Here is a 22,523-nt window from a genome sequence, read left to right on the forward strand (position 1 = left end):
ATCAGCCGCGCGGAAGAATCCGCCGGATGACCGACTTGTCGGCGGCCGGCTTCGAAGCTCCGGTCGCATAGGCCGAAAGCACGGCGTCGGCGGCCACCTCGGCATCGGCCAATGAACGGGCATGGACCAGCGCCAGCGGCTCGCCGATCCTCACTTCCGCACCGACCGGCAACAGCCTGGTGATGCCGACCGCGGGATCGACCTTGTCATCCGGCCGCGTGCGTCCGCCTCCCAGGCCAACCACGGCGAGCCCGATGTCGCGGGTCGCCATGCCGGTGACGAAGCCGTTTGCGGCTGCCTTGACGGCAAATTCGATCGCCGCTTTCGGCAGGTATTTTTCCGGCTTCTCGATGAAATCGACGGGGCCGCCGAGTGCGGCGACCATGCGCGCGAAAGTGGCGGCGGCGCGGCCGCTGGCAAGCGTCTCAGTGGCGCGCCGCATGCCATCCTGGTTGGACGACACCAGCCCCGCCGATTGCAGCATCTCGGCGGCGAGCGCCAGCGTCACGTCCTCCAGCCGATGATCACGAAGACGCCCGGTCAGGAAATCGACGGCATTGCGCACCTCGACCGCATTGCCGGCGGCCGACGCCAGCGGCTCGTTCATGCCGGTGATCAACGCCGAGGCCTTCAACCCGGCACCATTGGCGATCTCGACCAGGCTGTTGGCGAGCGCGGTCGCGTCACGCGACTTTTCCATGAAGGCGCCATTGCCGACCTTGACGTCGAGCACCAGCGACTGCAGCCCGGCCGCCAGCTTCTTCGACAGGATCGAAGCGGTGATCAGCGGCACCGATTCGACCGTGCCGGTGACATCGCGGATCGCGTAGAGCCGGCGATCGGCGGGCGCGAGATTGGCGGTCTGGCCGATGATGGCGCAACCGGTTTCGAGCACCGCCTTGCGAAACAGCGCGATATCGGGCTGGCTGGCATAGCCCGGGATCGCATCCATCTTGTCCAGCGTGCCGCCGGTATGGCCAAGGCCGCGGCCGGAAATCATCGGCACATAGGCGCCGCAAGCGGCAACGATCGGCGCCAGCATCAGCGAGACATTGTCGCCGACGCCACCTGTCGAATGCTTGTCGGTGACCGGGCCGGGCAGGTCCGACCAGTCGAGCACGTCACCCGAATCGCGCATCGCCAGCGTCAGCGCAACCGCCTCGTCGCGGCTCATGCCGTTGAAGAACACCGCCATCGCGAAGGCGCCGACCTGGCCGTCAGAAACGGCCCCGTCAGTCACGCCCTCGACGAAGCCGGCGATCTCCTGCGCCGACAGTTTCAGGCCATCGCGCTTGCGTCGGATGAGTTCCTGGGGAAGCATCAGCTCTCCAGCAGCCCGTCGCGGAACACACGCTGCAGGATCGTTGCCAGCCGCGCGCCCCCGACCGGCGCCATGTCCTTGGTCTCCTGGTGCGAAAGCTCGGCCCCGGTCATGCCGGCGGCCAAATTGGTGATGACCGAGCAGGCGGCGACCCGAAGTCCGAGGAAGCGGGCAAGAATGACCTCCGGCACGGTCGACATGCCGACCGCGTTGGCGCCCATGATGCGCGCCATGCGGATTTCGGCGGGCGTTTCGAAGCAGGGGCCGGAGAACCACATGTAGACGCCCTTGTGAAGCGCGGTGCCGGTCGCCTCCGCCGCCCGCTCGAGCGCCTTGCGGATGCCTGCATCATAGGCTTCGGTCAGGCCGACGAAGCGGCGGTCGCTGGGCTCGCCGATCAGCGGATTGGTGCCCGAAAAATTGATGTGGTCCGATATCAGCATCACCGAGCCCGGCGGCATGTCCGGATCGACCGAGCCGGCAGCATTGGTGAGGATCAGTTTCGTGATGCCGATGCCGGCAAGCACTTCCAGCACCGGCCGCATCGCAGCCGCGTTGCCGTGCTCGTAGTAGTGGGCGCGGCCGGACAGCATCAGCACCGGCACGCCGGCAAACAACCCCGCCACCACTTCGCCGGCATGGCCGGTGACGCCGCTTCTGGGAAAACCAGGCAGGGCGGCATAGGAAATGCGGATCGGATCCTCGATCTGGTCGACCAGCCCGCCCAGGCCCGAACCCAGCACCAGTGCGGTCGACGGCGCCAGGCCGTCCAGCCTTTCGACGAGATGGTCGAGCGCCTTTTCCGTCATCGCAGCCAACTCTTCATTGCAGCCAGTTCTTTCATTTCAACCAGGTCTTCATTTCAAAATGTCGCCGCGGAAGCCGTAGGGCAGCATCTCGCCCATGGTCACGGTCTCCGCAACACCGGTATTGTCGCAGAGATAGAGTTTTGCTTCCGGCCGGCAGAATTCGGCCAGCCGCTGCCGGCAGCCGCCACAGGGCGAGCATTTCGCCATGCGTTCGGCAAGGACGGCAATCTCCACGATCTTGCCGCCGCCGCCCATGATGTAGTGGCCAAGCGCTGTGGTCTCGGCGCACCAGCCTTCCGGATAGGAGGCGATCTCTATGTTGGCGCCGGCAAAGACGCGCCCGTCCTCTGTGCGCAAGGCGGCGCCCACGGGAAACTTCGAATAGGGCGCATAGGCCTTGGCCATGGCAGCCTTGGCGGCCTCGAACAGATCATGCGACATTCAGTTGTTCTCTCCGATGATCGTGTCCAAAACCCGGCACTCCCGCTTAAAGCGCGTCGCGTCGAAATGGAGTGATGCGACGCGCTTTAAGTCTATTTTCTATGCATTCCGTTGTCTCAAAACCGGGACCACTTTTGAGCGACATGCCTTGGCCTGAGCCGAGTTCAGCGTTCCTTGACGTAAGGCACGCCGCCGGCGCGCGGCGGGATCGCCTTGCCGATGAAGCCGGCGAGCAGGATGACGGTGAGGATGTAAGGCAGCGCCTGCATGAACTGCACCGGTACCTTGCCGATGATGGGCAGCGGCGAGCCCTGCAGGCGGATCGACAGCGCGTCGAGGAAGCCGAACAACAGGCACGCGAACATGGCGTTGACCGGCTTCCACTTGGCGAAGATCAGCGCGGCCAGCGCAATGTAGCCCTTGCCGGCGGTCATGTCCTTCACGAAGCCACCATTCTGCACCATCGACAGATAGGCGCCGGCGATGCCAGTCAGCACGCCGGTGCAGATCAGCGCCCGGTAGCGCAGCCAGGCGACGGAAATGCCGGCGGTGTCGACGGCGGCCGGGTTCTCGCCGACGGCGCGCAGGCGCAGGCCGAAGCGGGTGCGAAACAGCACCCACCAGGTGAACGGCACCATCAGGAAGGCGAGATAGACCAGGATCGAGTGGCCCGACAGGAGCTCGGCATAGATCGGTCCGATGATCGGCACATTGTGGATGGCATCGGCGCCGGGCCAGGTGATGGCCTCGAAGCGTTCGCCCGGCTGTAGTGCCGGCGTGCGGCCACCTTGCTCGAACCAGGCCTGGCCGAGGATGATGGTCGATCCGGCGGCGATGAAATTGATCGCCACGCCGGAGACGATCTGGTTGCCGCGATGGGTGATCGAGGCAAAGCCGTGGACAAGGGCAAACGCGACAGAGATCAGGATGGCCATGCCGAGGCCGAGAAAGGCCGAATGGAACACGGAAGCGGCCGCCGCACCGGCGAAGGCGCCGACCAGCATCTTGCCTTCGAGACCGATGTCGAAGATGCCGGCGCGTTCCGAATAGAGGCCGGCGAGGCATGCGAGCAGCAGCGGCACCGAGAGGCGGATGGTCGAGTCCAGTGTCTGGACGATGGCGTTGAACACATCCATTTCAGGCACCCTTCCCCTTGACCGCTTCCATGCCGACCGATCGCGGACTGAAAGAGGCGAACAACGCCTGGATGTAAGGCCGGAACATGTGCTCGAGCGCGCCGGCGAACAGGATCACCAGACCCTGGATGATGACGATCATGTCGCGGCTGATCGCCGGCATCTCGAAGGCAAGCTCGGCGCCGCCTTGGTAGAGCATGCCGAACAGGATCGCCGCCAGAACGATGCCGACAGGATGCAGGCGGCCCATCAGCGCCACGGCGATGCCGACGAAACCGGCGCCGGAAACGAAGTCGATCGCGACATTGTGCTGGTCGCCCATCACCGGATTGAGCGCCATCATGCCGGCCAGCGCGCCCGAGATCATCATCGCGGTGATGATGATGCGGGTTTCCGAAATGCCGGCATAGCGCGCCGCCTTCGGGCTGTGGCCGTAGGTGCGCATCTCGTAGCCGAGCTTGGTGCGCCAGATCAGCAGCCAGACCAGGAAGGCCATGATCAGCGCCAGCAGGAAGGAAATGTTGAGCGGTGCCGAACGGATCTTGGCGCCGAACAGCTCGATGATCCAGTTGAGCTTCGGCAATTCCGCGCCGGCGAGGAAGTTGCGCGTCTGCGGCGCTTGCGAGGCTGCCGGCTTCAGGGGGCCGACCAGCAGGTAAACCATGATCGAGGCGGCGATGAAGTTGAACATGATGGTGGTGATGACGATATGCGAGCCGCGCTTGGCCTGCAGATAGGCGGGGATTAGTGCCCACATGGCGCCAACGACCGCCGAAGCGACGATGGCCAGCGGGAACGTCAGCCACCATGGCAGCACGCTGTCGAAGGAAAGGCAGACGATAGCGATACCGAGGCCGGCAATGTAGGCCTGCCCCTCGGTGCCGATGTTGAACAGGCCGCAATGCGCTGCCACCGCCACGGACAGGCCGGTGAAGATGAAAGTCGTGGCATAGAACAGGGTGAAGGCAATGCCTGTCCCCTTGCCGAAGGCGCCCTCGACCAGGATGACCGCGGCGCGGAACGGGTTCTCGCCAACCAGAACCACGACGAAACCGGCGACGACGAAAGCAACGAAGAGGTTGATCACCGGGATCAGGCCGTAGTCTGCCCAGGCCGGCAGTTTGGCGTAAGGCGTGCTCATTGTGCGGCCTCCTGATGCTCGACGCCTGCCATCAGCAGCCCGAGTTCGCCCTCGGTCGCTTCCGGGCCGCGCTCGCCGACGATGCGGCCGGCAAACATCACCAGGATGCGGTCGGAGAGCGAACGGATCTCGTCCAGCTCGACGGAAACCACCAGCACTGCCTTGCCCTGGTCGCGCATGGCGATCAGGCGCTTATGGATGAATTCGATGGCGCCGACATCGACGCCGCGCGTCGGCTGGCCGACGATGAGAACACCCGGGTCTTGTTCCATTTCCCGCGCCAGCACGATCTTCTGCTGATTGCCGCCGGAGAAATTGGCGGTCTTCAGCCGGCAGTCGGCGGGGCGGATGTCGTATTTGCCGATCTTGTCCTTGGCATCGTTGCGGATGGCATCGATGTTGAGGAACGGCCCTTTCAAATAGCGGGGGTCGTCGTGATAGCCGAGGATCGAGTTCTCGTTCTCCTCGAAGGCCAGCACCAGCCCGACATGGTGGCGATCCTCCGGCACGTGCGCCAGGCCGCGGTCGCGCAACTCGCCCGGGTCGGCGGCACCCGTCAGGTCGATCGGCTTGCCGTCGAGCATGACCGAGCCGGACACGGCGCGCCTGATGCCGGAAATCGCCTCGAGCAGTTCCGATTGTCCGTTGCCGGCGACGCCGGCGATGCCGACGATCTCGCCGGCGCGAATGTCGAAGGAGATGTCGTCGACCATGGTGACGCCGCGGGTGTCCCTCACCGTCAGGTTCTTGACCGCGAGCTTGACTGCGCCGGCTTCCGCCTCGCCCTTTTCAACCCTGAGCAGCACGCGTCGCCCGACCATCAGCTCGGCCAGTTCCTCGACGGTGGTCTTGGCTGTCTCGCGCGTCGCCACCATCGTGCCCTGGCGCATCACCGACACCGTGTCGGTGATGGCCATGATCTCGCGCAATTTATGGGTGATCAGAACCACCGTCTTGCCCTGTTCCTTCAACTGCTTGAGGATGCGGAACAGATGGTCGGCCTCGGCCGGGGTAAGCACGCCGGTCGGCTCGTCGAGGATCAGGATCTCGGCGCCGCGATAGAGAGCCTTGAGGATCTCGACCCGCTGTTGCAGGCCGACCGGCAGTTCCTCGATGATCGCATCGGGATCCACCTCCAGCCCGTATTCGCGTTCGAGACGCTCGAGCTCGGAGCGCGCCTTGGCGATGCTGCGCTTCAGCAGTGCATCGCTTTCGGCGCCGAGAATGATGTTTTCCAGCACCGTGAAATTGTCGACCAGCATGAAATGCTGATGCACCATGCCGATGCCGAGCGCGATGGCGTCATTGGGCGTCTTGATCGATGCCGGCTGGCCGCCAACACGGATTTCGCCGCTGTCGGCCTGGTAGAAGCCGTAGAGGATCGACATCAGCGTCGACTTGCCGGCGCCGTTCTCGCCGACAATGCCATGGATGGTGCCGCGTGCTATCTCCAGATTGATGTCGCGGTTGGCGCGCACGGCGCCAAAACTCTTGTTGATGCCGATCAGCTCGATTGCGGCTTGCGCCATGCAGCCTGTCCCACTCTTATTTTTTTATCGCTTGGTCAAAACGCCTAGCATGACACTCCGTCCGTGCCAATTGGCGGAGCATTGGTCACTCTCGACAAATCCCGGTGCGCTTGTCAATTTCCAACGTGGCCGGGGCCTTCACATTCGCTAAACTGGCGAAGCCGAAATTGGTATCGCGGCGCAAGGCATTGCGGTGCAAGACTGGGGATTTTTACATGATCATGCCCGCCGACCGGCTGACGACGCTGGAGATCCGCGCCGCCGAACAGGAGAAGACCATCGAGGAACTGTCCGGCCAGATCGCCGAGCAGTGGAAGGTAATCGAGCGCATGCAGCGCAAGCTCGACGCGCTGACCGATCGCTTCCTGGCGCTGGAGGAGCAAGCAGCACCTGACGTGCCTGTAACCAAGCCGCCGCACTGGTGAGGGAAAGAGGGGGAGGGCGCAAGCCATGGCCAGTGAAAGCGATCGCATCGCGCGCGCCGGCGACTATGTGCTCGGCCTGATGAACGATATGGAGCGCGAACGGGCCGAGCGCGACCTGGAGATCGACCCTGCCTTCCGCGACGCGGTGGTGCAACTTGCCGAACGCATGCACATGTTCGACCGCACTGAGCCGGCGGGCGGCGAAGAGCGTTGGACGGAGATCACCCAGCGCATTGCCGAGCTGCCGCAGATGCGCAGCTCTGGCCTGGCCGGCAACGATGGCAAATCGCCGACGGTGATCCGAAGCCTGACGCAGCGACCGCACGGCGTCGGCCTGCATACGCTTGGCGGCCGGCGTGGATTTGCCGTTGCCGTCGGGCTGATCATGGCCTTCGTGTTGGGCTATCTGGCGGGCAAATCATAGGCCAACGCAAAACCGCCGGGCTTGCGCCCGGCGGTTTGCAGATATGGTTGAATGTCCGTGCCGCTCAATAGGGGCAAGCGTTGTCGGTGGTGTAGTCGTGCACCTCGATCTTGCCGGAGATGATGTCTGCCTTGGCCTTTTCGACGGCGGCTTTCATCTCGTCGGTGACCAGCGCCTTGTTGTTGTCGTCCATGGCGTAGTCGACGCCGCCCTCCTTGAGGCCGAGATTTTGCAGGCCGCCCTTGAAGGTACCGTTCTTGCCGTCCATGAAGGCGTTGTAGACGGCAACGTCGACGCGCTTCATCATCGAGGTCAGCACTTTGCCGGGCTGCAGGCCGTTCTGGTTGGAATCGACGCCGATGCCAAGCTTGCCGGCATCCGCCGCCGCCTGCAGCACACCGACGCCGGTGCCGCCGGCCGCGGCGTAGACCACGTCGGAGCCCTGATCGATCTGTGTCTTGGCGATCTCGCCGCCCTTGGCCGGGTCGTTCCAGGCAGCCGGCGTGTCGCCGGTCATGTTCTGGATCACGTCGGTCGCACCGGCCGACTTGGCGCCGCCGACATAGCCGCATTCGAACTTGCGGATCAGCGGGATGTCCATGCCGCCGATGAAGGAGACCTTCTTCGACTTGGACGCCATCGCCGCCAGGATGCCGACGAGGTAGGAGCCTTCATTCTCCTTGAATACCAGCGAGCGGACATTGGGCAAATCGACGGCGTCGTCGATGATGGCGAAGTTGAGGTCAGGATATTCGGCCGCGACCTTCTTCAGCGCATCCTCCCAGGCGAAACCGGCCATGACGATCGGGTTGCGGCCGTCCTCGGCGAAACGGCGCAGCGCCTGCTCGCGCTGCGAGGCGTTGGAGACCTCGAATTCGACGTAGGCCGTGCCGGTCTCGGTCTTGAACTTCTCGGCGCCATGATAGGCAGCCTCGTTGAAGGATTTGTCGAACTTGCCGCCGAGATCATAGAGGATGGCCGGCTGGACATCCGCGGCGAAAGCCGGAAGAACCATTGCGGTTGCGGCCAGGAGGCCGAGAACGATACGTTTCATGTGATCCACACCCTGTCGGTTATTTTTTCCGTTACGCACCGCCTGCCGGCCCGGTTCTCCGGCAGGCATGCGACGTCAGCCAGGAGTGTACTCCCCTCCCGCTCGGCGGCAATCTGGCACGACCCGAAACAAAATTCACGCGGAATTTTGACCTTTTGGAAAAGCATGGCGCGGGCAAGCCGCGCCGCGGCTTGATCGTTGCGCCAAAGGCTTCAGGCGGCGGCAGCCGGGATGACGCAAGCGATGCCGGTGCCTTTGAGGTTGCAGTAGCCGTAAGGGTTCTTCGCCAGATATTGCTGGTGGTCGCCTTCGGCGAAGTAGAATTCGGATGCCGGCGCGATCTCGGTGGTGATCTTGCCATGGCCGGCACCGCGCAGGGCGGCCTGATAGACATCGCGCGAGGCGCGCGCCGCCTGCAATTGCGCATCGCTGAGCGTGTAGATCGCGGAGCGGTAGGTGGTGCCGACATCATTGCCCTGGCGCATGCCTTGCGTCGGATCGTGGCTTTCCCAAAACAGCTTCAGAAGTGCTGGATAGGAGACGATCTTGGGGTCGTGGACGACCAGCACCACTTCGGCATGGCCGGTGAGGCCGGTGCAGGTTTCCTGATAGGTCGGGTTGGGCGTTAAGCCGCCGGCATAGCCGACCGCGGTGACCCAGACGCCATCGAGCTGCCAGAACAGCCGCTCCGCGCCCCAGAAGCAGCCGAGTCCGAACATCGCCGTCTCCAGCCCCTCGGGATAGGGACCCTTGAGCGGCTTTTTCAGCACATGGTGCCTGGATGTCGTCGGGATTGCCCGGGCGCGGCCCGGCAACGCCTCGGATGGCTTCGGCAGATTGAGCTTCTTGTTCAGCATGTCGCTGAGAAAGAACATGCGCGGTCTTCCCTCTGCTCTATCTCTCTGTTTTGACGCAATTCCAGAAAAACCGCTTCACACTTTTCCTGGAAGTGCTCTAGGTCGCGGCGAACTGGCCCGTGCGTCGTTGCCGCCTGTAGCCGATCGCATAAAGCAGGAAGGCCAGCACCGCGAACACGGCGAAGCCCGGCTGGTTGAGCACCCAGGCGATGGCGATGTCCCACAGCAACGGGCTGGCCTTGATTCGCACGAAGCTTTCGAAGGCGGCCCGCGTGTCCGGCGAGACGGCCAGCCAGCTGGTGTTGAGCGGGGTCAGCACCAACGCCGAAGCCGCCACGGTGCGCGTCGCGTCGAGCACCGCCATGATGACGGAAATCGACAGCGAGACCATCGCGGCAAGACGAAAGACCAAGCGAAACATTAGGGGACCTTCCTCCGGCCAGTCCTCAAGCTCCTCCCGAGGGCCTTCCGGTTCCAGCATGAGAGATAGAATGCGCATGCCTGGTTCGCAATCGCCATACGCGAATTTGCAGGGCTCCGAACTCAGGTGAACAAAAAAGGCCTGATGACGGCCAGTCCAGCGGCGTCGGCAGCTTTGTTCCGCTGGTCCGTTCGATAGGAATTTATTCTTGACAGGGTGAGGGCAGCTATGCTATATATTCGTCCACGGTGCTGACCTGCGCCAGTGACCCGCCGCACAGGCGGGTTTTTCGTTTGATGCTTCGTCAACCAAAGCGTCGGCGAAGGCTCCGAAGGAACTCCCTAACCCGGGTTCGTTGCCCCTGCGCGAATTTGAAGCCTGGCCTACGCGACCGGCTTGCGTTTGCGCCGATGGACGCGCCAGACGGCGAAAAGGCCGCCGGCGATGGCGCCGACGACCAGACCGGCAAGCCCGATGAACAGGGCAAAATAGCCGCAGGCACCCTCGAAGCAGCTCATATCGGTGGCATCCGCAATCACCGAGCCGGCGAAGAACCCGCCCGCGGCGCCGATGACCGCGCCGAGGACGATGCCGAGCAGGGCGGCGATGACCGAAACCAGGACGGGCGGGCTTTCGGTCGCCGGATTGGCATAGGCGGTCTCGGCTTCGGAACCACGGCGCAGCAGATAGATGCAGAGAAGGCCGATGGCGATTTCCGCGCCGGTGACGACAAGCCCTTGCCCTGAGAAGACGAAGTCGGGCACCGTGAGCACATAGGCCTGCCTGGCCAGCAGCCAGATGATGGTGGCGATCTGCCAGATGGTGAAATGGCGCGGAAACCGTGCCGAGCGGCCGAAGGCGAGGCCGAGCAGATAAAGCCCCCACAGGATGGTGATGATGTCGACGGCGAGCCCGCCATAGATGAGATAGAAGACGCTGCCCGGCAGGTCGTAGTCGCCGACCAGCCGCCAGGCGGATATCAGGCCGTAGACCGACCACGCCATGACGAAGACGAGCCAGCCCGGCGGCACGAAGGACAGGCCGCTGTCCGGCCGTCTGGCTGGCGTCTGTCCATTGCTCGATGTCATGTCCGGACGATGCCCCCGCAAAGCCTTTCCGCCACTCGACAGGCGACCCCGGGCGAAGTCAAGCGCTGCCGGCCTTGCGGCCTTGCCTGTGCACATCATTCGGATGGCGGCGCCTCAAAACGGGGCGCCGGCAGCCTCGCGAAACGCTGTGTGGCCGGCAAAGCGAATAGACTGCCGTTATGGCTTGGCATTCGGCGCCGGATCGACTAGATGAGCCCCGCGCCTGTTGCTTCGACGGCTCAGGTGCAGGGGAAGGGCGTTCGCTGGTTGGCGGCGCCGATGGCGTGGAGATTCCGCACCGCAGCCCCAAGGGAGGTGCATCTCCCCAACCCGTGCGGCGAAACCGGCCGGCGCGACATGCATGGACGGAGAGGTGGCCGAGTGGTTGAAGGCGCACGCCTGGAAAGTGTGTTTACGGGAGACCGTAACGCGGGTTCGAATCCCGCTCTCTCCGCCAGATTTCTCGAATAACAGGCTGATTTTGTAGGTATTTGTCGACTCCAATTGCCTCCCCTCCTTCCCAATGCCTTTCCCAAGGAAAATGCAACCGAAGGAGACTTGGATTATGCACCGCTTTTCTGACCAGACCGAAAGCCAGATCATCGGCAGATTCTCCCGTCGCCATTTTTTTCGGCGCAATCGCGTCCGTGCCAGCCATGGGAGGGATCTAACGGAAAAGCTGGGCAAGAAGGGTTGAGCATCGCCCTCCTCTACATCACCGCCATCACCGCCTCGCTGGCATGGGCGGCTATCTCCTGTTGCGCTAGCGCTTGTCGAACGTCAGCTTCCAGTCGAGGTTGCGCTTCGCCTGTATCCCTTCGTATTCGGGAATGACCGTGAAGAACACCGGCCGGCGGTCACGGCCGACGGCTTTGCGCGGCGATGGTTTCAACAGGGCGCAGCTGTCTTTTCCATCTGGCCAGGGGCGGCGCCCTTCGCGTCGACTGGCGCCTGACCAGGCGCGGAGGACTGTGCACTGCCAGTCTGCTGGCCGGTGGCACAATCTTTTGCCGCATTCGGTTTCGATGTGTCGCCCGTTATGGTGGGGTCAAGCTTCATGCCGCCGGCCGCACCATAATTCGTTCTGATACCGTGTTTATATTGAACGGGTGTGGCGGCTTGTGACAACGACAGGCCAGCCGACAAAGCGATTACAACTGATGTGAAAATAAGCCGTTGCATGATATTTCTCCCGGTTTGGGTGCGATTAAGCGCAATTGAGCACAACCGCTAAAAGCGTCGTCTTGCTTGGGGTGTTGGTTTGCCCCTGCTGATTAAAGAACTATTAGAAGCCTCTAATGTTCCATTGCGTCGCCCGGCAGGCCTCGACCGCTTCACGGTGCTGACCACCAAAAGACAAAGCAAAGGCCTTCGCGATGGCCAAACAGATCGGCGACAAGGTGCGGGTCGAGGAGATCTCGCCGAAGGTGCGCCAATGCGGCGTCTCGAAGACGCCCGACGATGAAGACCAATGGCGGGCGCACGCCGCGCTTTTGATCGCCGACTTTACCGGCAGCGATGACATTGATCCGGCTTGCTGGAGTGGATCGTGCGCAAGTAGCCAGCGCGCCATAGAGTAATGGCCGGTGCGGTTGGGCTCTTTGGGGTGGCGGACCGCAAAGGTTTGACTGTCCCCTGCGCTGATTAAATTATGGGCATATTAGTAACTGCGCAACTAATCCTATTGGCGGGACCAAGACTGAAGTCCTGCGCTACCCAGCCGTAGGGGGCCGCACCGGTCCTGTCCCGAACCATTGAATGAACGGCGCATCCTTCCGGGTGATGTCCCGACCGTCTTCAAGAGCGCTTCGTGGGTACGCTGGAGCGCTCTGTAATGGTCGCTGCTTGGCGATAGAAGCGGCTAGCGCATCGACCCAGCGCCGGGGCCATTTTCGTTTTGCCAAAAGCGCGCGAGCGAAGCGGCGATTATACCGCCCGCCGATCGAGCAGGACTGCGAGGCCGCGAGACTTGGCCATTTCGATCACCAACTCTTCCAGGTCGCAATCGCTGAGCTGTGTGTGATGGTCTTTTCGGATCTCTTTCAGAGCATCCGCGAGAGAGACGGAAGCCATCTTCGAGTGATCATCGAGCATTCGCCCAATAGCCAGCACCGCATCAGCATCAATATTGCGTGGCAGAGCGCGCATCACGTTCTCCCGTAAAGATAGCGCGCAAACGAGAAGCGCCTCCAATCCGCAAAAAGCCCGCTGCCTGAAGGATCATGGCAACGGGCTAACGTTGGAGGGGCAATTAAGCCCGCGATAATATTAGACGCAAAAGGTGCGCTTGTCGTTGAGCGGACTCCTTCCGCTTCACTAATGGGGACTACCTGTGCATAACTTCGGGGATATCTGCCTACTGATGGCCGGATGGGGGTGCCCTTTTAGCCAAATTACCAATGAGGCGAGAACGGCGTACAAATTCGCCAGCCGGCACCCTCTCCTTTGCCGGTTAGGCCCAGTGGTCAAATCATCCCAACCCCCGCCCTGACCGCTGGGCCGCTAGTAGCTCGCGAAATGCAGCCTTGCCACGGTCGCGGCCAAAAGCAAAGCCCGCTGCCTCGGGGGGAAGCAGCGGGCAAATGCAGGGCCGGAAGGACCTGTGTGCAAGTTTCCGGCAGCGCCCGACACAAACGGCGCGGCTGGAGGTTGGTTGATCCAATAGAAAAGCCCGCCACGGATGAAGCCGGGGCGGGCTGTTCTGACATATGATCGACCAGCTAACGGCGCGCGATCATCAGGCAAAGCTGCCGGAGGTCGCGGTCATAAGAACCGGAGCTGTTCAGCACGTCCACACAGCGCTTCTTCATCCGCGCCACCTGGCTGTCCGACATGTCGGCGACGACACTTGTCAGCCTTGCGGTGCTGGCGTTGGGCGCGTTGCTTTGGTTCGTGGGATTGGTTGGATCGGTGCCAACGCCGGTGCCTACCCCCGCGCCGACGCCACCGGCGCCTCCGATAGTCGCACCGACACCGGCGGTGACGCCGCCCGTCCCGCCAACATTGGCGCCAAGCCCAGCAGTGACGCCACCGGCCCCACCAACATTTGCGCCGGCCCCGGCATTGATGCCCTCGCTGCCTCCGACCGAAGCGCCGAGCCCTGCGCTGACGCCGCTTGATCCGCCGACGTTGGCGCCGGCTCCGGCGTTAATGCCGCCGCTGCCACCGACGGAAGCTCCTGCGCCGACCCCGATACCACCTGATCCACCGATCGATGCACCAACACCAGCGTTCACACCGCCGCTTCCACCCACAGAGGCACCGGCGCCGACGCCAATGCCATCCGCTGTCACTGGAAGCGACAATGCAATAACGAATGCGCCGCTAGCCAGCGTCCTGGCGAAGGTCTTCACGAAATTCTTCATGATACACTCCTGTTGCGTTGCCTCGACAGCCACGAATTGGCTGTGCGACTACAATAACGACAGGCCGAGCTTCTTGGGTCCTCAACGGCAGAGCATTCCTCGAAAGAGGCCTTCTGGTTTATATCAGACATCTCTAATATCTAAATCAAAGTGCTGAAAAACCCGCCACCTTTCGGCAGCGGGCCAAGTCAGGCAGAGTGCTGGGATCAACCAGCAGCGACCGGCGGATGGGTTGGGTCAACGGTCACGGACGAGCACCGAGGAATGTGCTAATGTTTGAACCGCGAAACTAGTGCACCCACAAGCGGCTTACCACCGGACTATTCTAGGGCGCCATCGGCGATCGCCCGAAACAAAAAAGCCCGCCGGCCGGAGCCAGCGGGGATAAGTCCCGCCGTCGACTGCGGATGTAACAGCGACGGCGGGAGCAGCGGCACGCGCGCCGACCTTACTCTTCCCTGAAATCCTGCAGTGAGGCGTGGCGCAGATCTTCTTCGCCTCGCAAGTGCTTTACCCGGCCAATGAGACCCGGCTTGACCCACTGTGTCGCTGGCCGCTTCATGCCCTTGGGTGGCGGTCCGGCGTGTTCCCGGACGCGCTCCCAAGGGGGGCCGCACCCTTACGTCAGCACCACTAAGGCGATCAGCGCTAGAGCCCCGGCTAAGGTAAGACGCTGCTTCCAGGCGAACGCAAGTTCGGCCCGTCGATAGGATGCGGACTCTCGATCGTAGCGCAGGGACGACCGTTTCAAAGCCGCATCAACGCTGACGTAGTTGCTCGCATACTGGACATAGTCCAGCAGAATGGAACCTACGCCACATAGAGCTACGAAATATAGAAGTGCGATCTGCCAATGGACAAATGAGCCGTAGGTGGGCCCGGTCTTGATGGTGTAGAAGACAGCAATCAGGCCGAGGCCTATGAATCGAACAATGTCACTTAGTTTTGCGGTAACGTCTGTCTTGAAACCATGAAGGCGCTCCCTTCGATCCTCGAGCTTTTCATCGAAAATCGGGGGGCTTGCTTCGGTCTTCGGCTCTTGGGTCATATCCCCTCCTTACCCTGCGGAATCCATCTCATCGGCGGAGGTTCATCTGTTTCTTTTTCTCGCGAGTCAGCTGGTTTACGCACGCCGATGATCGAGAGTCTTTTGATCCCTTTGTCTGGGGGGCGTACGTCTCCTGCAATGCGGAACGTGACCCCATACTCACAACTAACAAAAGTACCTTGATTGGTGCGCCAGTACGCGCCATTCCAGCAAGAAGCGGGTTGATCTGAAAATGTCCCAAGGACGGGGCCGGTCTGGCCCCCAAACTCGATCCAAGGTTGCCCACCCTCGGCGTTGGGAACAAGAAGGGCTTCATCGGCCGCAGTAGCCATCTGGCTACTAGCCAAGACAATGAATGCGGCTGACACTAAACGCATTTCCGTTGCGCCTGGATATCCGGCACCGAAGCATAATCACTCGGCGAATGAACTCAACCGCCTAGTTTGGATGATGCCTGGACCTCACTGCGCTGTCGCGTGGGCGGCCCGTCTGGCCTTGCTTGGGCCGGGTTTAGCCCGCCCCGATCAAATACATTAAGAGGCCCAAAACAGCAGCCAGTGAGGCACCACCTATGAGCATTGCGCGGCGGCGCCGTTTAACGCGGAGGATCGGCTTGCTCCCCTTGGTAGCCTCAGCATGGGCAGCGTCGATAGCCTTGGCAAACTTCACGGCTTTGGCGACCTTCGCGGCTTTGGCGGCATCGTAGACGCTGTAAGCGCGCCGGCCGTCTTCCTCGAAGCGGTCACTATTTGGGTAAGCCCGCTTTGGCTTCGGTTGAGATCGAAGTATCCCCATGCCGCGCCCTCCGTATGCCGATGTTATCCCGCTGCTGCTTGCTCGTCACGAGCGTTCGGCATCCAGAAAGAAGTTGACGTGGATCGCTGCCGCGCCCTCAAAGGCTAGCGGGGCGCGGGCCGATTGGGTCACCCCCAACATGCAGCACCGTTAGAGGCGATGCTGCTATGTCAACAATGATCGATCCTGGCACTCGGGTCTATCAAAAAAGTCATAGTGACCGAGGCTAGGCCGTCAGCGCCGGCAGCTTGGCTGGATAGAGCGTAATCGATCGAACGTGCGAATTGTCGAGCACGTAGACGTTGTCATCGCCATCATGGAACAGCGTGATCGTGTCCACTGCCGAGAATGGCGCATAGGTGACCGTCGCCGTCGCCGTCGCCGCCGTGCCGCCATCGGTCGAGATCGCATATTCGTAGTCGGAGCCTGTATGCCGCGCGAAGGTCAAAGCGATCTTGTAAGGTCCGGCCAATAGCTCGGCAGCGTTGTCGAAAAAGAGATCGGTCTGATTTGAGAGGCGAAAAATCGCGCGTGGATTTTATTTTTTCGTGGTCGTCCACGTCTCGCAGCGGCCCGACTTAGAACTTGCATGTCGGAAGGCCGCACACGGATCTCTAGTGCCGCTACATAGCAGTCGGTTGCTGCCCAGGCGCAAAGCGATGCTGTTTCCCGCGCAAGCTGGGGATAACTCGTTGAGTTTTCCACAGGGGCGCCAGCACATCAATCCAACGGTAGGTGGTCGTGTATCCGCTACAAAATTGGACCCATTGTCTGCTACAAACTTCCGGCACGGGCACGACATAAGCCATTGAAATAATTGTCGTTATTATGCAATCTGCGTTTCCCGCTCTCTCCGCCAGATTTCTCGCCTAACAGAGGCGAATGTCCCGGAATTCATAAGCTGGCTGCATGGGGCCGTGGCGTGAGGGTTGGGTTTACGGCAGGCGAGAGCGGCATAGAGGTTAGTGTCAGAATGACTTCCGCGGCACGTACAGGCAGATCGTAATGTCAAGGCCGTGTGGTAAGCGGTTATGATACCGGTTTGCAGCCGTTGCTTTTGGGGCATGGCACCAATGGAAACGCATGTCGTGTGACTGACGCACCCTGCCGTCGGCGTAAGGCAGCAACTCGCCGGACGGCACCTTGAAGCCCTTGCTTGTTTCCTGAACGGTGCCATTTGCGATCGGCTCGCAATGCTCGTCATGGCAGCACTGTTTTTCGTACCAGTCATCATGTGCCGATGCCGAGGGCAGTCCGAAATCGCAAGCCGCGGCGATGACAGCGCCCAACCCGAGAGCGCTTCGCCCCTTCAATGTCCAGACCATTACATAGGTCCCTAGTCCTCCCGATGGAGCTTATATTAGCGCGACCCCAAGAGCCTCGCCAGCGCGCGTTTCCGCCGGCCGCTGTCCTAACACCGGGGAAGCGTCCCGCGCGCCCTGGCGCCAGCCTGTGTTCTTGCTAGGAATACGAAGCTTGCCGACGCCCCTTAATTGTGGTTGTCCAACAAGAGGGCAAGCTTTCTGGCTGCGGCGCTTTCTACAATCAGTTCCTCCAGCCACATATCGCCGACCCGAGCTGTGGTGATGCGACGCCTGATTACACGGAGCGCTTCTGATATCGAAACTGCGGTGGTCTTCGCGTGATCATCAAGATACCGGCCGACTGCAATCACGGCATCTGCATCGATGTCGAATGGCAATTCTCGCGTGGCACCCTCCCGCCCTTCGCACCCAAACCCTGGGTGAAGATTGTTGCTGCGATTGCAGTGATCGGTGGTCTCTTATCCCGCCAAGTTGTGGCGTTCTTGGACTGCAGTGTTAGCCACAACTCCACTCCACGATTCTACCGTGTCCCAGGTCAGACCCTGATCGACATGTTGAAACGCGAGCGGTGGTTCTGCCGCGAGGCCGAGTAGAAGTCCTAATCCAAGTCGCCGCCGTTGCGGCTCTCATAACTCAGACAGTGCTCTTCACGTTATCCACCACTACCCAAGCCGCGAGCAGCCCGGCGAAACTGTTTCGGCACTGAGAAAGAGTGCGCCAAGCGACGTGGCCAGATATTCCAGAACACTGCCTGAAACGAACTGAGGCGAGAGAGCGCACGCTCGTCCTGACTGCAGCGCAATAGAAAGCCCGCCAGCGTGATCTCATGGTCATGGGGAAAGGCGATCTCCGTTGAGGGGTTCGTCGCAACGAAGGATCATATTCGTGATCTCGGTGCCCGGCCTCAGGGGAACGAACCGCTCCGTCATGAGTTAGCACTGCATGATGTACACCCTGGAGCACAACGGACGCGGCGCGATGGCCGATCTCGTGATTTTGGAACTGGCCAAGGCCAGACAGCGCGTCAAGCGGGCGGAACTCGCCCTCACGCGCGCCAAGGAAATGCTGGACGAAGACTGCGGAGTCGGGATCAATATCGCGCTCTGCGGGAGGATAAGAGCCGCTCAGCGGCGTGTGATCGAGGCCAGGGAGCGCCTGGCGACGATCGATCCGTCAGCACGTTCCAATTCCAATGCACCATGATTTTTGGGATTGCTGTCCAAGATGATCGCGACCTTCGACCTTGAAACTGCGAGAAACGGCAACGTCTATCGCGCCGCAAGGCTTGCGATGCTGACGCAGCAAACGCTGCGGCACATCGAGCGCACGGACGCCTCGGCGCAGAAAGTCGAGCAAGCGCTGGCCACGTTGGCTGAAGCAAACGCGCTCATGCGGCATCAGTCGTAGGGCCGCACGCCACGGTCGGCGACGCCGCGGTGGCTGAGATTGTGACCCTCTCCATCCCGGTCATTCGTCGCGGCCTTCCGGCCACCCCTCCACAATTCCCCGCTGCGGCAACTATGTCCCCGGGCAGCGAGCGCGGCCTCGTGCTCGACAAGGAACTCCGGTTGTCGCGCATGCGCTCGACGGCTTCGGCCAGGCAGCGAGTCTGCGCTTACCAGCCCGACCCGTCGAACGGCTCGAAGAGGATATGGACGCGGTCGGCTACGACCTGATCTTTACGATGGATAATTCTCAAGCCTCGGGAGATGCTGAACCGCGACCTTGCTGAGGAAACCAAGTCGTCCCGGCCCTGATCATTCTTGCCGACGAGAATAATGAAGCCCGCTGCCTCGCGGTGGCGGACTTTTTATCAAGTACACCCTTGCGATGGCGAAGCTTGCATGCGGGTATCGATTGCGCGATTGTCAAATCTTGAGGAATCTTCGACAGATCTCGGGGGGAGATTTCGATGAGATTTTCGACACAACAACAAATTCCAATCGAGCAGCGCGTTGCCAATGAAGCGAAGTCCCGGGGGCTCGCTTATGTCCTGTGGTCCATTCTGGGCTTGCTGGGAGTCCTTCACTTCTATCTTGGGTGTACCGGAATGGTGAAGCAAAACGGCCCGCGAGAGGAAGCGGCTTAAGATGAGCGCGCTGAACAGCGGGTTAAAAAGGGGGCGGAGATTGGTTCGAATGATAAAGGTGACGGGAACTGTCTTTCTCATGGTTCACCGGCTGTTCGGAGCCCTATTCAAGAAAAAAAACAGAAATAAATCGCCGGCCGGTTCTGCCGACCTTGTTGGGCGCATCTTGGAGAACGAAATCGCGACCTTCGAGATGCTGGCTGAAGCGAGAAACAGCAGTGAACCCTATGTCCTGCTCACTCCCGTCGTACCGCTCCCGGCACAGCAGAGCGCCGGCTGGTTTGGCGGCATGCCTTGCTTGCCCGACGATGTTGCGTGGCCAGAGATCGACGGCGAACCCCTTCGCTTCGTATGTCAGATAGACTTGTCCGCCTTGCCCCAGAATATCTGGTCTGGCCTCGGCCCCAGGAAAGGCTGGCTTGCTGTTTTCCTTCATGCCGACGAAACGGCTCATGCCAAGGAAACGGCTCCCAAGGTGCTCCACGTCGATGGAGACCTGAAGGGGCGCGACGGACCTGGGCAAGCGGATGCGGCCTGGTTCCGGCCGCTGTCAACCGAACGCAGACCGCCGGTGCAAGCCCATTCGCCGAGGTGGCCTATCATGATCACCGGGCACGTCGGCCAACCTCCTCCGCCCGCGGGTTGGCGCAAGGGTGAGGCGCCCGGCTTTCCCGATCCCCGCCAGGCTCAGGTCCCGGACCTATCCAACGCGGCCTTTCAGCCGTTCAACGAGGCGACGCTGGCGGCGCTTCTCAATGCCATCGAGGATCAGGTCAGCTTAGGAAAGACGCACATAGACGAAATGCTCAAAAGGAAACACCGCGACGGGGATAGAACGGAACTGGAGAGCATTCAGCTGGAAGCGTCCCGATCGATTGCGCGGTTTTCACACATCAGGGATTTGCTCATACCTTTCACAAAGGACTTTCAGCGCGCACCGATCCAAGACCTGGTGGCGCAGATCGCGGACATCCCTTTCTGCTATTTGCGCTATTTGAAAAATGACGAAGATGGCTATGCCGTCTTCAGTTCTTCGACCTTGAGACTGTGCGACAAGCCGGTCGGGCAATGGTGGTATACCTATGCTGACCTGCTTTATCGGCATGCCCTCTGCGCTTACACATACGCTCCCGAGTCGCTTCATCCCGAATTGCGCTCTCGCATGGAAGTGATCTGGCAATTCGATGCCCTGCACGAGCGGGGCGCCATGGGAAATGCCCCGGCTGGCCATGTCTACACGCCTCACGGGCCGGCGACACCGAACGTGGTTTTGCTGGAACTTCGGACAAGCAGTATGGTTGGATGGATGTGGGGCGACACGTATTCGATCGTCCTGTTCATAAACCGAAATGAACTGGCGAAAGGCAAATTCGACAACGTCACGTACGAAATTACGAACTGATGGGGCGCCAACGAGGGAATATTAGCAATCTCTTGACAATCAGTTCCGCCGCTCCAGAATCCTATGCATGGCGCGGGAAATCAATATCGGTGACAGGGTGGCGCTCAGCGCCACGGTGGGCGAACGCGTCGGGGATCGCGTCGCACTGCACATTCTGACGGCCAATTTTCCCTATTCGATCATCGATCCGAAAGCCAAGCCAGGCGACAGGATGAGGTTCGAAGGCGAAGTCGTGCATGTCGACGAGGATCTGGGCCGCGTCACGGTGCAGGTGCTCGGCCGCGTCACCGTCGATACCAGCACCGTCGAACTGGTGAAGACGTTCAGGCGACCGAAAGATACAACGCCGCTGATCAACGAGCCTGGCTGAGAATATCTGGACTCTCACGCACCTTGGAAGCATTCTGCCCGTCGGGGAGAGAGGCGCGTGGGCAGGGCTGACGCGAACGATGGATAGTGCGGGCATCGCGATCAACGGATGACCGCCGCATTTCATATAAAAGCTCGCGGCTCGGAACCTCCTGCCTCGCGGTGCGTTTCACGGCGTCCCGTCCGTGGACCAGCCCGGATATCTCTCCCGGCGCTGCGATAAATCAGGAGCCCGTTTCATGCACGACAAGCTGTTTCATTCACCGGTCGCACTGACCGTCGGCCTAGGCTTCAAGCGCGAAATTGTCTCGCTGGCCGAAATGCACGATTTCCTGACCGACTGGACGACGTCCCGCCGGGGCCCGCTTTATCGCAACGCGGTGAAGGCATGTGATCTCGCCGTTCCGGGTTATGTGACCATCGAGCAGGCGCGCCGTGCGCTGGTCGAATTCGCGCAGGCTGCCGGTATCCTGTGGCCGGACCTCGAGCCAGCCGCGGGCGTACACGCCGTTGCCCGTGGTTACGGCGGCTACGCCGCCTAACCGACGCCATCTTCCATTGTGGTGGCTAAGCTGCACCAGCCACAACGAAAAGCCCGGCTTGGTCCTCCCCAGCCGGGCTTTCGCTTTTCTGTAACCTCTAGGAAATCACAGGGAGCCATGCGCCCGTCGCGAGCGGATCATCGCCATGGGCACCGCGCCAAACTGCATGATGCGGGAACCGCGCAATGACGGTTCAGCGCGGCCCTCGCTCGTTTCCTTGGATCTACGCTGCTTCCGCTGTGACGTTCACCGTCGATTCCGCAATCTGCGTCAGCGTTTCGTCGGTGGCCTTCTCTTCCTTCAGCGTCGCTTCGAGAAGGGTCACGGCTTCGTTCAGGCCGAGTTCACCGGCCCAGGTACGCAGCGTGCCGTAGCGCGAGATCTCGTAGTGTTCGACAGCCTGCGCGGCGGCCAGCAGGCCGGCGTCGAGCGCGGGAGATCCCTTATACTCCTCCATGATCTCGGCGCCTTCCTCGGTGATGCCCATGATGGCCGCACACGTCTTGCCAACCGGCTTCTTGCCGATGACGCCAAAGACCTTCTCCAGCCTCGCGACATGGTCTTCGGTCTCGGTGCGGTGCTTTTCGAAGGCGGCTTTCAGATCGGCGCTTTGCGCGGCCTTGGCCATTTTCGGCAACGTCGCCAGGATCTTCTTTTCGGCGAAATAGATGTCCTTCAGCGTATCGTGAAACAGATCGTCGAGCATTTTTTGCTTTGCCATTGTCATCTCCTTTGGTGGGCCCTCAGGTCGACAATCTCGTGTTGAAGGATTTGTTCCGCCCTTTCTGCAAGGAGCGTCCCTACGCGTTTCCGGAATGCCAGAGACCAGATTCTCATCCCGAGAATTGGCCCAGGGGAGGCGACGAGCCGGGCCCAAAATCTTTATAAAATTCCTATTTCTTTCCATTCCGCCCCGTCTCGAACCTTTATGGCGATCGGGTC

At 61.3% G+C, this 22,523-nt stretch carries 27 protein-coding genes and 1 tRNA gene; 10 read left to right on the top strand and 18 right to left on the bottom strand.

The genetic code is table 11. From position 1 onward, the window contains the following. Position 1: 1 nt before the first annotated feature. The 6 genes from deoA to AC1RZR_RS10635 form a co-directional block, all read right to left on the bottom strand. Positions 2–1,321 (bottom strand): thymidine phosphorylase, encoded by a 1,320-nt coding sequence (deoA, locus tag AC1RZR_RS10610; RefSeq protein ID WP_481828469.1) that lies wholly within the window; start codon positions 1,319–1,321, stop codon positions 2–4. Continuing rightward, positions 1,321–2,130, bottom strand: a complete 810-nt coding sequence (locus tag AC1RZR_RS10615; protein ID WP_481828470.1) for a purine-nucleoside phosphorylase — start codon at positions 2,128–2,130, stop codon at positions 1,321–1,323. The genes deoA and AC1RZR_RS10615 overlap by 1 nt, the downstream gene beginning before the upstream one ends. Positions 2,131–2,178: 48 nt before the next feature. Continuing rightward, positions 2,179–2,571: a cytidine deaminase gene (gene cdd, locus AC1RZR_RS10620; protein ID WP_481828471.1), complete on the bottom strand. Its 393-nt coding sequence runs from the start codon at positions 2,569–2,571 to the stop codon at positions 2,179–2,181. 164 nt (positions 2,572–2,735) lie between these two features. Then, positions 2,736–3,707, bottom strand: a complete 972-nt coding sequence (locus AC1RZR_RS10625; protein ID WP_481828472.1) for an ABC transporter permease — start codon at positions 3,705–3,707, stop codon at positions 2,736–2,738. 1 nt (position 3,708) lies between these two features. Beyond that, complete coding sequence (locus AC1RZR_RS10630) at positions 3,709–4,848, bottom strand: ABC transporter permease (RefSeq protein WP_481828473.1); 1,140 nt, start codon at positions 4,846–4,848, stop codon at positions 3,709–3,711. Beyond that, positions 4,845–6,377 carry an ABC transporter ATP-binding protein gene (locus AC1RZR_RS10635; protein WP_477277837.1) on the bottom strand — a complete coding sequence of 511 codons (1,533 nt, stop codon included), beginning with the start codon at positions 6,375–6,377 and terminating at the stop codon, positions 4,845–4,847. Before AC1RZR_RS10635 ends, AC1RZR_RS10630 begins: the two co-directional genes overlap by 4 nt. Before the next feature lie 218 nt (positions 6,378–6,595). Here AC1RZR_RS10635 and AC1RZR_RS10640 point away from each other — a divergent pair, with 218 nt between their 5' ends. Then, positions 6,596–6,802, top strand: a complete 207-nt coding sequence (locus AC1RZR_RS10640) for a SlyX family protein (protein WP_123151274.1) — start codon at positions 6,596–6,598, stop codon at positions 6,800–6,802. Between the two features lie 25 nt (positions 6,803–6,827). Then, positions 6,828–7,226, top strand: a complete 399-nt coding sequence (locus AC1RZR_RS10645) for a hypothetical protein (RefSeq protein ID WP_481828474.1) — start codon at positions 6,828–6,830, stop codon at positions 7,224–7,226. A 64-nt stretch (positions 7,227–7,290) separates the two neighbouring features. Here the strand turns inward: AC1RZR_RS10645 and AC1RZR_RS10650 are convergent, their stop codons facing one another. The 4 genes from AC1RZR_RS10650 to AC1RZR_RS10665 form a co-directional block, all read right to left on the bottom strand. Continuing rightward, on the bottom strand, positions 7,291–8,280 hold the full coding sequence (locus AC1RZR_RS10650; RefSeq protein ID WP_477277831.1) for a BMP family lipoprotein: 990 nt from the start codon (positions 8,278–8,280) through the stop codon (positions 7,291–7,293). 212 nt (positions 8,281–8,492) lie between these two features. Beyond that, positions 8,493–9,155 (bottom strand): peptide-methionine (S)-S-oxide reductase MsrA, encoded by a 663-nt coding sequence (msrA, locus tag AC1RZR_RS10655; protein WP_481828475.1) that lies wholly within the window; start codon positions 9,153–9,155, stop codon positions 8,493–8,495. 79 nt (positions 9,156–9,234) lie between these two features. Further along, positions 9,235–9,558: a hypothetical protein gene (locus tag AC1RZR_RS10660; RefSeq protein ID WP_477277827.1), complete on the bottom strand. Its 324-nt coding sequence runs from the start codon at positions 9,556–9,558 to the stop codon at positions 9,235–9,237. Between the two features lie 383 nt (positions 9,559–9,941). Continuing rightward, on the bottom strand, positions 9,942–10,646 hold the full coding sequence (locus AC1RZR_RS10665; RefSeq protein WP_481828476.1) for a hypothetical protein: 705 nt from the start codon (positions 10,644–10,646) through the stop codon (positions 9,942–9,944). A gap of 367 nt (positions 10,647–11,013) precedes the next feature. Here AC1RZR_RS10665 and AC1RZR_RS10670 point away from each other — a divergent pair. Continuing rightward, positions 11,014–11,103: transfer RNA gene (locus tag AC1RZR_RS10670), tRNA-Ser, on the top strand. 306 nt (positions 11,104–11,409) lie between these two features. On the opposite strand, the gene AC1RZR_RS10675 is transcribed toward AC1RZR_RS10670, so the two are convergent. Continuing rightward, entirely contained in the window at positions 11,410–11,538 is a 129-nt protein-coding gene (locus AC1RZR_RS10675; protein ID WP_481828477.1) for a hypothetical protein, read from the bottom strand. Further along, positions 11,535–11,828, bottom strand: coding sequence for a hypothetical protein (locus tag AC1RZR_RS10680; protein ID WP_481828478.1), 294 nt, complete (start codon positions 11,826–11,828; stop codon positions 11,535–11,537). Before AC1RZR_RS10680 ends, AC1RZR_RS10675 begins: the two co-directional genes overlap by 4 nt. Before the next feature lie 194 nt (positions 11,829–12,022). Between AC1RZR_RS10680 and AC1RZR_RS10685 the strand changes: the two genes are divergently transcribed. Continuing rightward, the gene (locus AC1RZR_RS10685) at positions 12,023–12,226 is read left to right on the top strand and encodes a hypothetical protein (protein WP_481828479.1); all 204 of its coding nucleotides are present in this window, start codon (positions 12,023–12,025) and stop codon (positions 12,224–12,226) included. 346 nt (positions 12,227–12,572) lie between these two features. On the opposite strand, the gene AC1RZR_RS10690 is transcribed toward AC1RZR_RS10685, so the two are convergent. The 5 genes from AC1RZR_RS10690 to AC1RZR_RS10710 all read right to left on the bottom strand — a co-directional run bounded on the left by AC1RZR_RS10690 (position 12,573) and on the right by AC1RZR_RS10710 (position 17,179). Further along, positions 12,573–12,794: a hypothetical protein gene (locus AC1RZR_RS10690; protein WP_481828480.1), complete on the bottom strand. Its 222-nt coding sequence runs from the start codon at positions 12,792–12,794 to the stop codon at positions 12,573–12,575. Between the two features lie 572 nt (positions 12,795–13,366). Next, the gene (locus AC1RZR_RS10695; RefSeq protein ID WP_379102868.1) at positions 13,367–14,011 is read right to left on the bottom strand and encodes a hypothetical protein; all 645 of its coding nucleotides are present in this window, start codon (positions 14,009–14,011) and stop codon (positions 13,367–13,369) included. A gap of 619 nt (positions 14,012–14,630) precedes the next feature. Further along, positions 14,631–15,059, bottom strand: a complete 429-nt coding sequence (locus tag AC1RZR_RS10700) for a hypothetical protein (protein ID WP_481828481.1) — start codon at positions 15,057–15,059, stop codon at positions 14,631–14,633. A gap of 1,021 nt (positions 15,060–16,080) precedes the next feature. Beyond that, the gene (locus tag AC1RZR_RS10705; RefSeq protein ID WP_481828482.1) at positions 16,081–16,326 is read right to left on the bottom strand and encodes a hypothetical protein; all 246 of its coding nucleotides are present in this window, start codon (positions 16,324–16,326) and stop codon (positions 16,081–16,083) included. Between the two features lie 496 nt (positions 16,327–16,822). Further along, the gene (locus AC1RZR_RS10710) at positions 16,823–17,179 is read right to left on the bottom strand and encodes a hypothetical protein (protein ID WP_481828483.1); all 357 of its coding nucleotides are present in this window, start codon (positions 17,177–17,179) and stop codon (positions 16,823–16,825) included. 317 nt (positions 17,180–17,496) lie between these two features. Between AC1RZR_RS10710 and AC1RZR_RS10715 the strand changes: the two genes are divergently transcribed. The 6 genes from AC1RZR_RS10715 to AC1RZR_RS10740 all read left to right on the top strand — a co-directional run bounded on the left by AC1RZR_RS10715 (position 17,497) and on the right by AC1RZR_RS10740 (position 21,581). Further along, positions 17,497–17,772 (top strand): hypothetical protein, encoded by a 276-nt coding sequence (locus AC1RZR_RS10715; RefSeq protein ID WP_481828484.1) that lies wholly within the window; start codon positions 17,497–17,499, stop codon positions 17,770–17,772. A 349-nt stretch (positions 17,773–18,121) separates the two neighbouring features. Beyond that, positions 18,122–18,382 (top strand): hypothetical protein, encoded by a 261-nt coding sequence (locus tag AC1RZR_RS10720; protein ID WP_481828485.1) that lies wholly within the window; start codon positions 18,122–18,124, stop codon positions 18,380–18,382. A gap of 21 nt (positions 18,383–18,403) precedes the next feature. Next, entirely contained in the window at positions 18,404–18,586 is a 183-nt protein-coding gene (locus AC1RZR_RS10725; RefSeq protein ID WP_481828486.1) for a hypothetical protein, read from the top strand. Positions 18,587–19,269: 683 nt separating this feature from the next. Next, positions 19,270–20,670: a DUF1963 domain-containing protein gene (locus tag AC1RZR_RS10730; protein WP_481828487.1), complete on the top strand. Its 1,401-nt coding sequence runs from the start codon at positions 19,270–19,272 to the stop codon at positions 20,668–20,670. A 67-nt stretch (positions 20,671–20,737) separates the two neighbouring features. After that, positions 20,738–21,040, top strand: coding sequence for a hypothetical protein (locus AC1RZR_RS10735; protein ID WP_481828488.1), 303 nt, complete (start codon positions 20,738–20,740; stop codon positions 21,038–21,040). Between the two features lie 238 nt (positions 21,041–21,278). Then, positions 21,279–21,581, top strand: a complete 303-nt coding sequence (locus tag AC1RZR_RS10740; protein ID WP_477277807.1) for a DUF982 domain-containing protein — start codon at positions 21,279–21,281, stop codon at positions 21,579–21,581. 223 nt (positions 21,582–21,804) lie between these two features. Here the strand turns inward: AC1RZR_RS10740 and AC1RZR_RS10745 are convergent, their stop codons facing one another. Continuing rightward, positions 21,805–22,302: a YciE/YciF ferroxidase family protein gene (locus tag AC1RZR_RS10745; protein WP_481828489.1), complete on the bottom strand. Its 498-nt coding sequence runs from the start codon at positions 22,300–22,302 to the stop codon at positions 21,805–21,807. Positions 22,303–22,523 lie beyond the last annotated feature (221 nt).

The organism is Mesorhizobium bavaricum (assembly GCF_056781655.1).

Excerpts from the sequence above, each read along its gene's own strand:
- deoA (WP_481828469.1), bottom strand. The coding sequence starts at position 1,321 with ATGCTTCCCCAGGAACTCATCCGACGCAAGCGCGATGGCCTGAAACTG.
- AC1RZR_RS10615 (WP_481828470.1), bottom strand. The coding sequence starts at position 2,130 with ATGACGGAAAAGGCGCTCGACCATCTCGTCGAAAGGCTGGACGGCCTG.
- cdd (WP_481828471.1), bottom strand. The coding sequence starts at position 2,571 with ATGTCGCATGATCTGTTCGAGGCCGCCAAGGCTGCCATGGCCAAGGCC.
- AC1RZR_RS10625 (WP_481828472.1), bottom strand. The coding sequence starts at position 3,707 with ATGGATGTGTTCAACGCCATCGTCCAGACACTGGACTCGACCATCCGC.
- AC1RZR_RS10630 (WP_481828473.1), bottom strand. The coding sequence starts at position 4,848 with ATGAGCACGCCTTACGCCAAACTGCCGGCCTGGGCAGACTACGGCCTG.
- AC1RZR_RS10635 (WP_477277837.1), bottom strand. The coding sequence starts at position 6,377 with ATGGCGCAAGCCGCAATCGAGCTGATCGGCATCAACAAGAGTTTTGGC.
- AC1RZR_RS10645 (WP_481828474.1), top strand. The coding sequence starts at position 6,828 with ATGGCCAGTGAAAGCGATCGCATCGCGCGCGCCGGCGACTATGTGCTC.
- AC1RZR_RS10650 (WP_477277831.1), bottom strand. The coding sequence starts at position 8,280 with ATGAAACGTATCGTTCTCGGCCTCCTGGCCGCAACCGCAATGGTTCTT.
- msrA (WP_481828475.1), bottom strand. The coding sequence starts at position 9,155 with ATGTTCTTTCTCAGCGACATGCTGAACAAGAAGCTCAATCTGCCGAAG.
- AC1RZR_RS10660 (WP_477277827.1), bottom strand. The coding sequence starts at position 9,558 with ATGTTTCGCTTGGTCTTTCGTCTTGCCGCGATGGTCTCGCTGTCGATT.
- AC1RZR_RS10665 (WP_481828476.1), bottom strand. The coding sequence starts at position 10,646 with ATGACATCGAGCAATGGACAGACGCCAGCCAGACGGCCGGACAGCGGC.
- AC1RZR_RS10680 (WP_481828478.1), bottom strand. The coding sequence starts at position 11,828 with ATGCAACGGCTTATTTTCACATCAGTTGTAATCGCTTTGTCGGCTGGC.
- AC1RZR_RS10685 (WP_481828479.1), top strand. The coding sequence starts at position 12,023 with ATGGCCAAACAGATCGGCGACAAGGTGCGGGTCGAGGAGATCTCGCCG.
- AC1RZR_RS10690 (WP_481828480.1), bottom strand. The coding sequence starts at position 12,794 with ATGCGCGCTCTGCCACGCAATATTGATGCTGATGCGGTGCTGGCTATT.
- AC1RZR_RS10695 (WP_379102868.1), bottom strand. The coding sequence starts at position 14,011 with ATGAAGAATTTCGTGAAGACCTTCGCCAGGACGCTGGCTAGCGGCGCA.
- AC1RZR_RS10700 (WP_481828481.1), bottom strand. The coding sequence starts at position 15,059 with ATGACCCAAGAGCCGAAGACCGAAGCAAGCCCCCCGATTTTCGATGAA.
- AC1RZR_RS10710 (WP_481828483.1), bottom strand. The coding sequence starts at position 17,179 with ATGGTCTGGACATTGAAGGGGCGAAGCGCTCTCGGGTTGGGCGCTGTC.
- AC1RZR_RS10720 (WP_481828485.1), top strand. The coding sequence starts at position 18,122 with ATGATGTACACCCTGGAGCACAACGGACGCGGCGCGATGGCCGATCTC.
- AC1RZR_RS10725 (WP_481828486.1), top strand. The coding sequence starts at position 18,404 with ATGATCGCGACCTTCGACCTTGAAACTGCGAGAAACGGCAACGTCTAT.
- AC1RZR_RS10730 (WP_481828487.1), top strand. The coding sequence starts at position 19,270 with ATGAGCGCGCTGAACAGCGGGTTAAAAAGGGGGCGGAGATTGGTTCGA.
- AC1RZR_RS10735 (WP_481828488.1), top strand. The coding sequence starts at position 20,738 with ATGGCGCGGGAAATCAATATCGGTGACAGGGTGGCGCTCAGCGCCACG.
- AC1RZR_RS10740 (WP_477277807.1), top strand. The coding sequence starts at position 21,279 with ATGCACGACAAGCTGTTTCATTCACCGGTCGCACTGACCGTCGGCCTA.
- AC1RZR_RS10745 (WP_481828489.1), bottom strand. The coding sequence starts at position 22,302 with ATGGCAAAGCAAAAAATGCTCGACGATCTGTTTCACGATACGCTGAAG.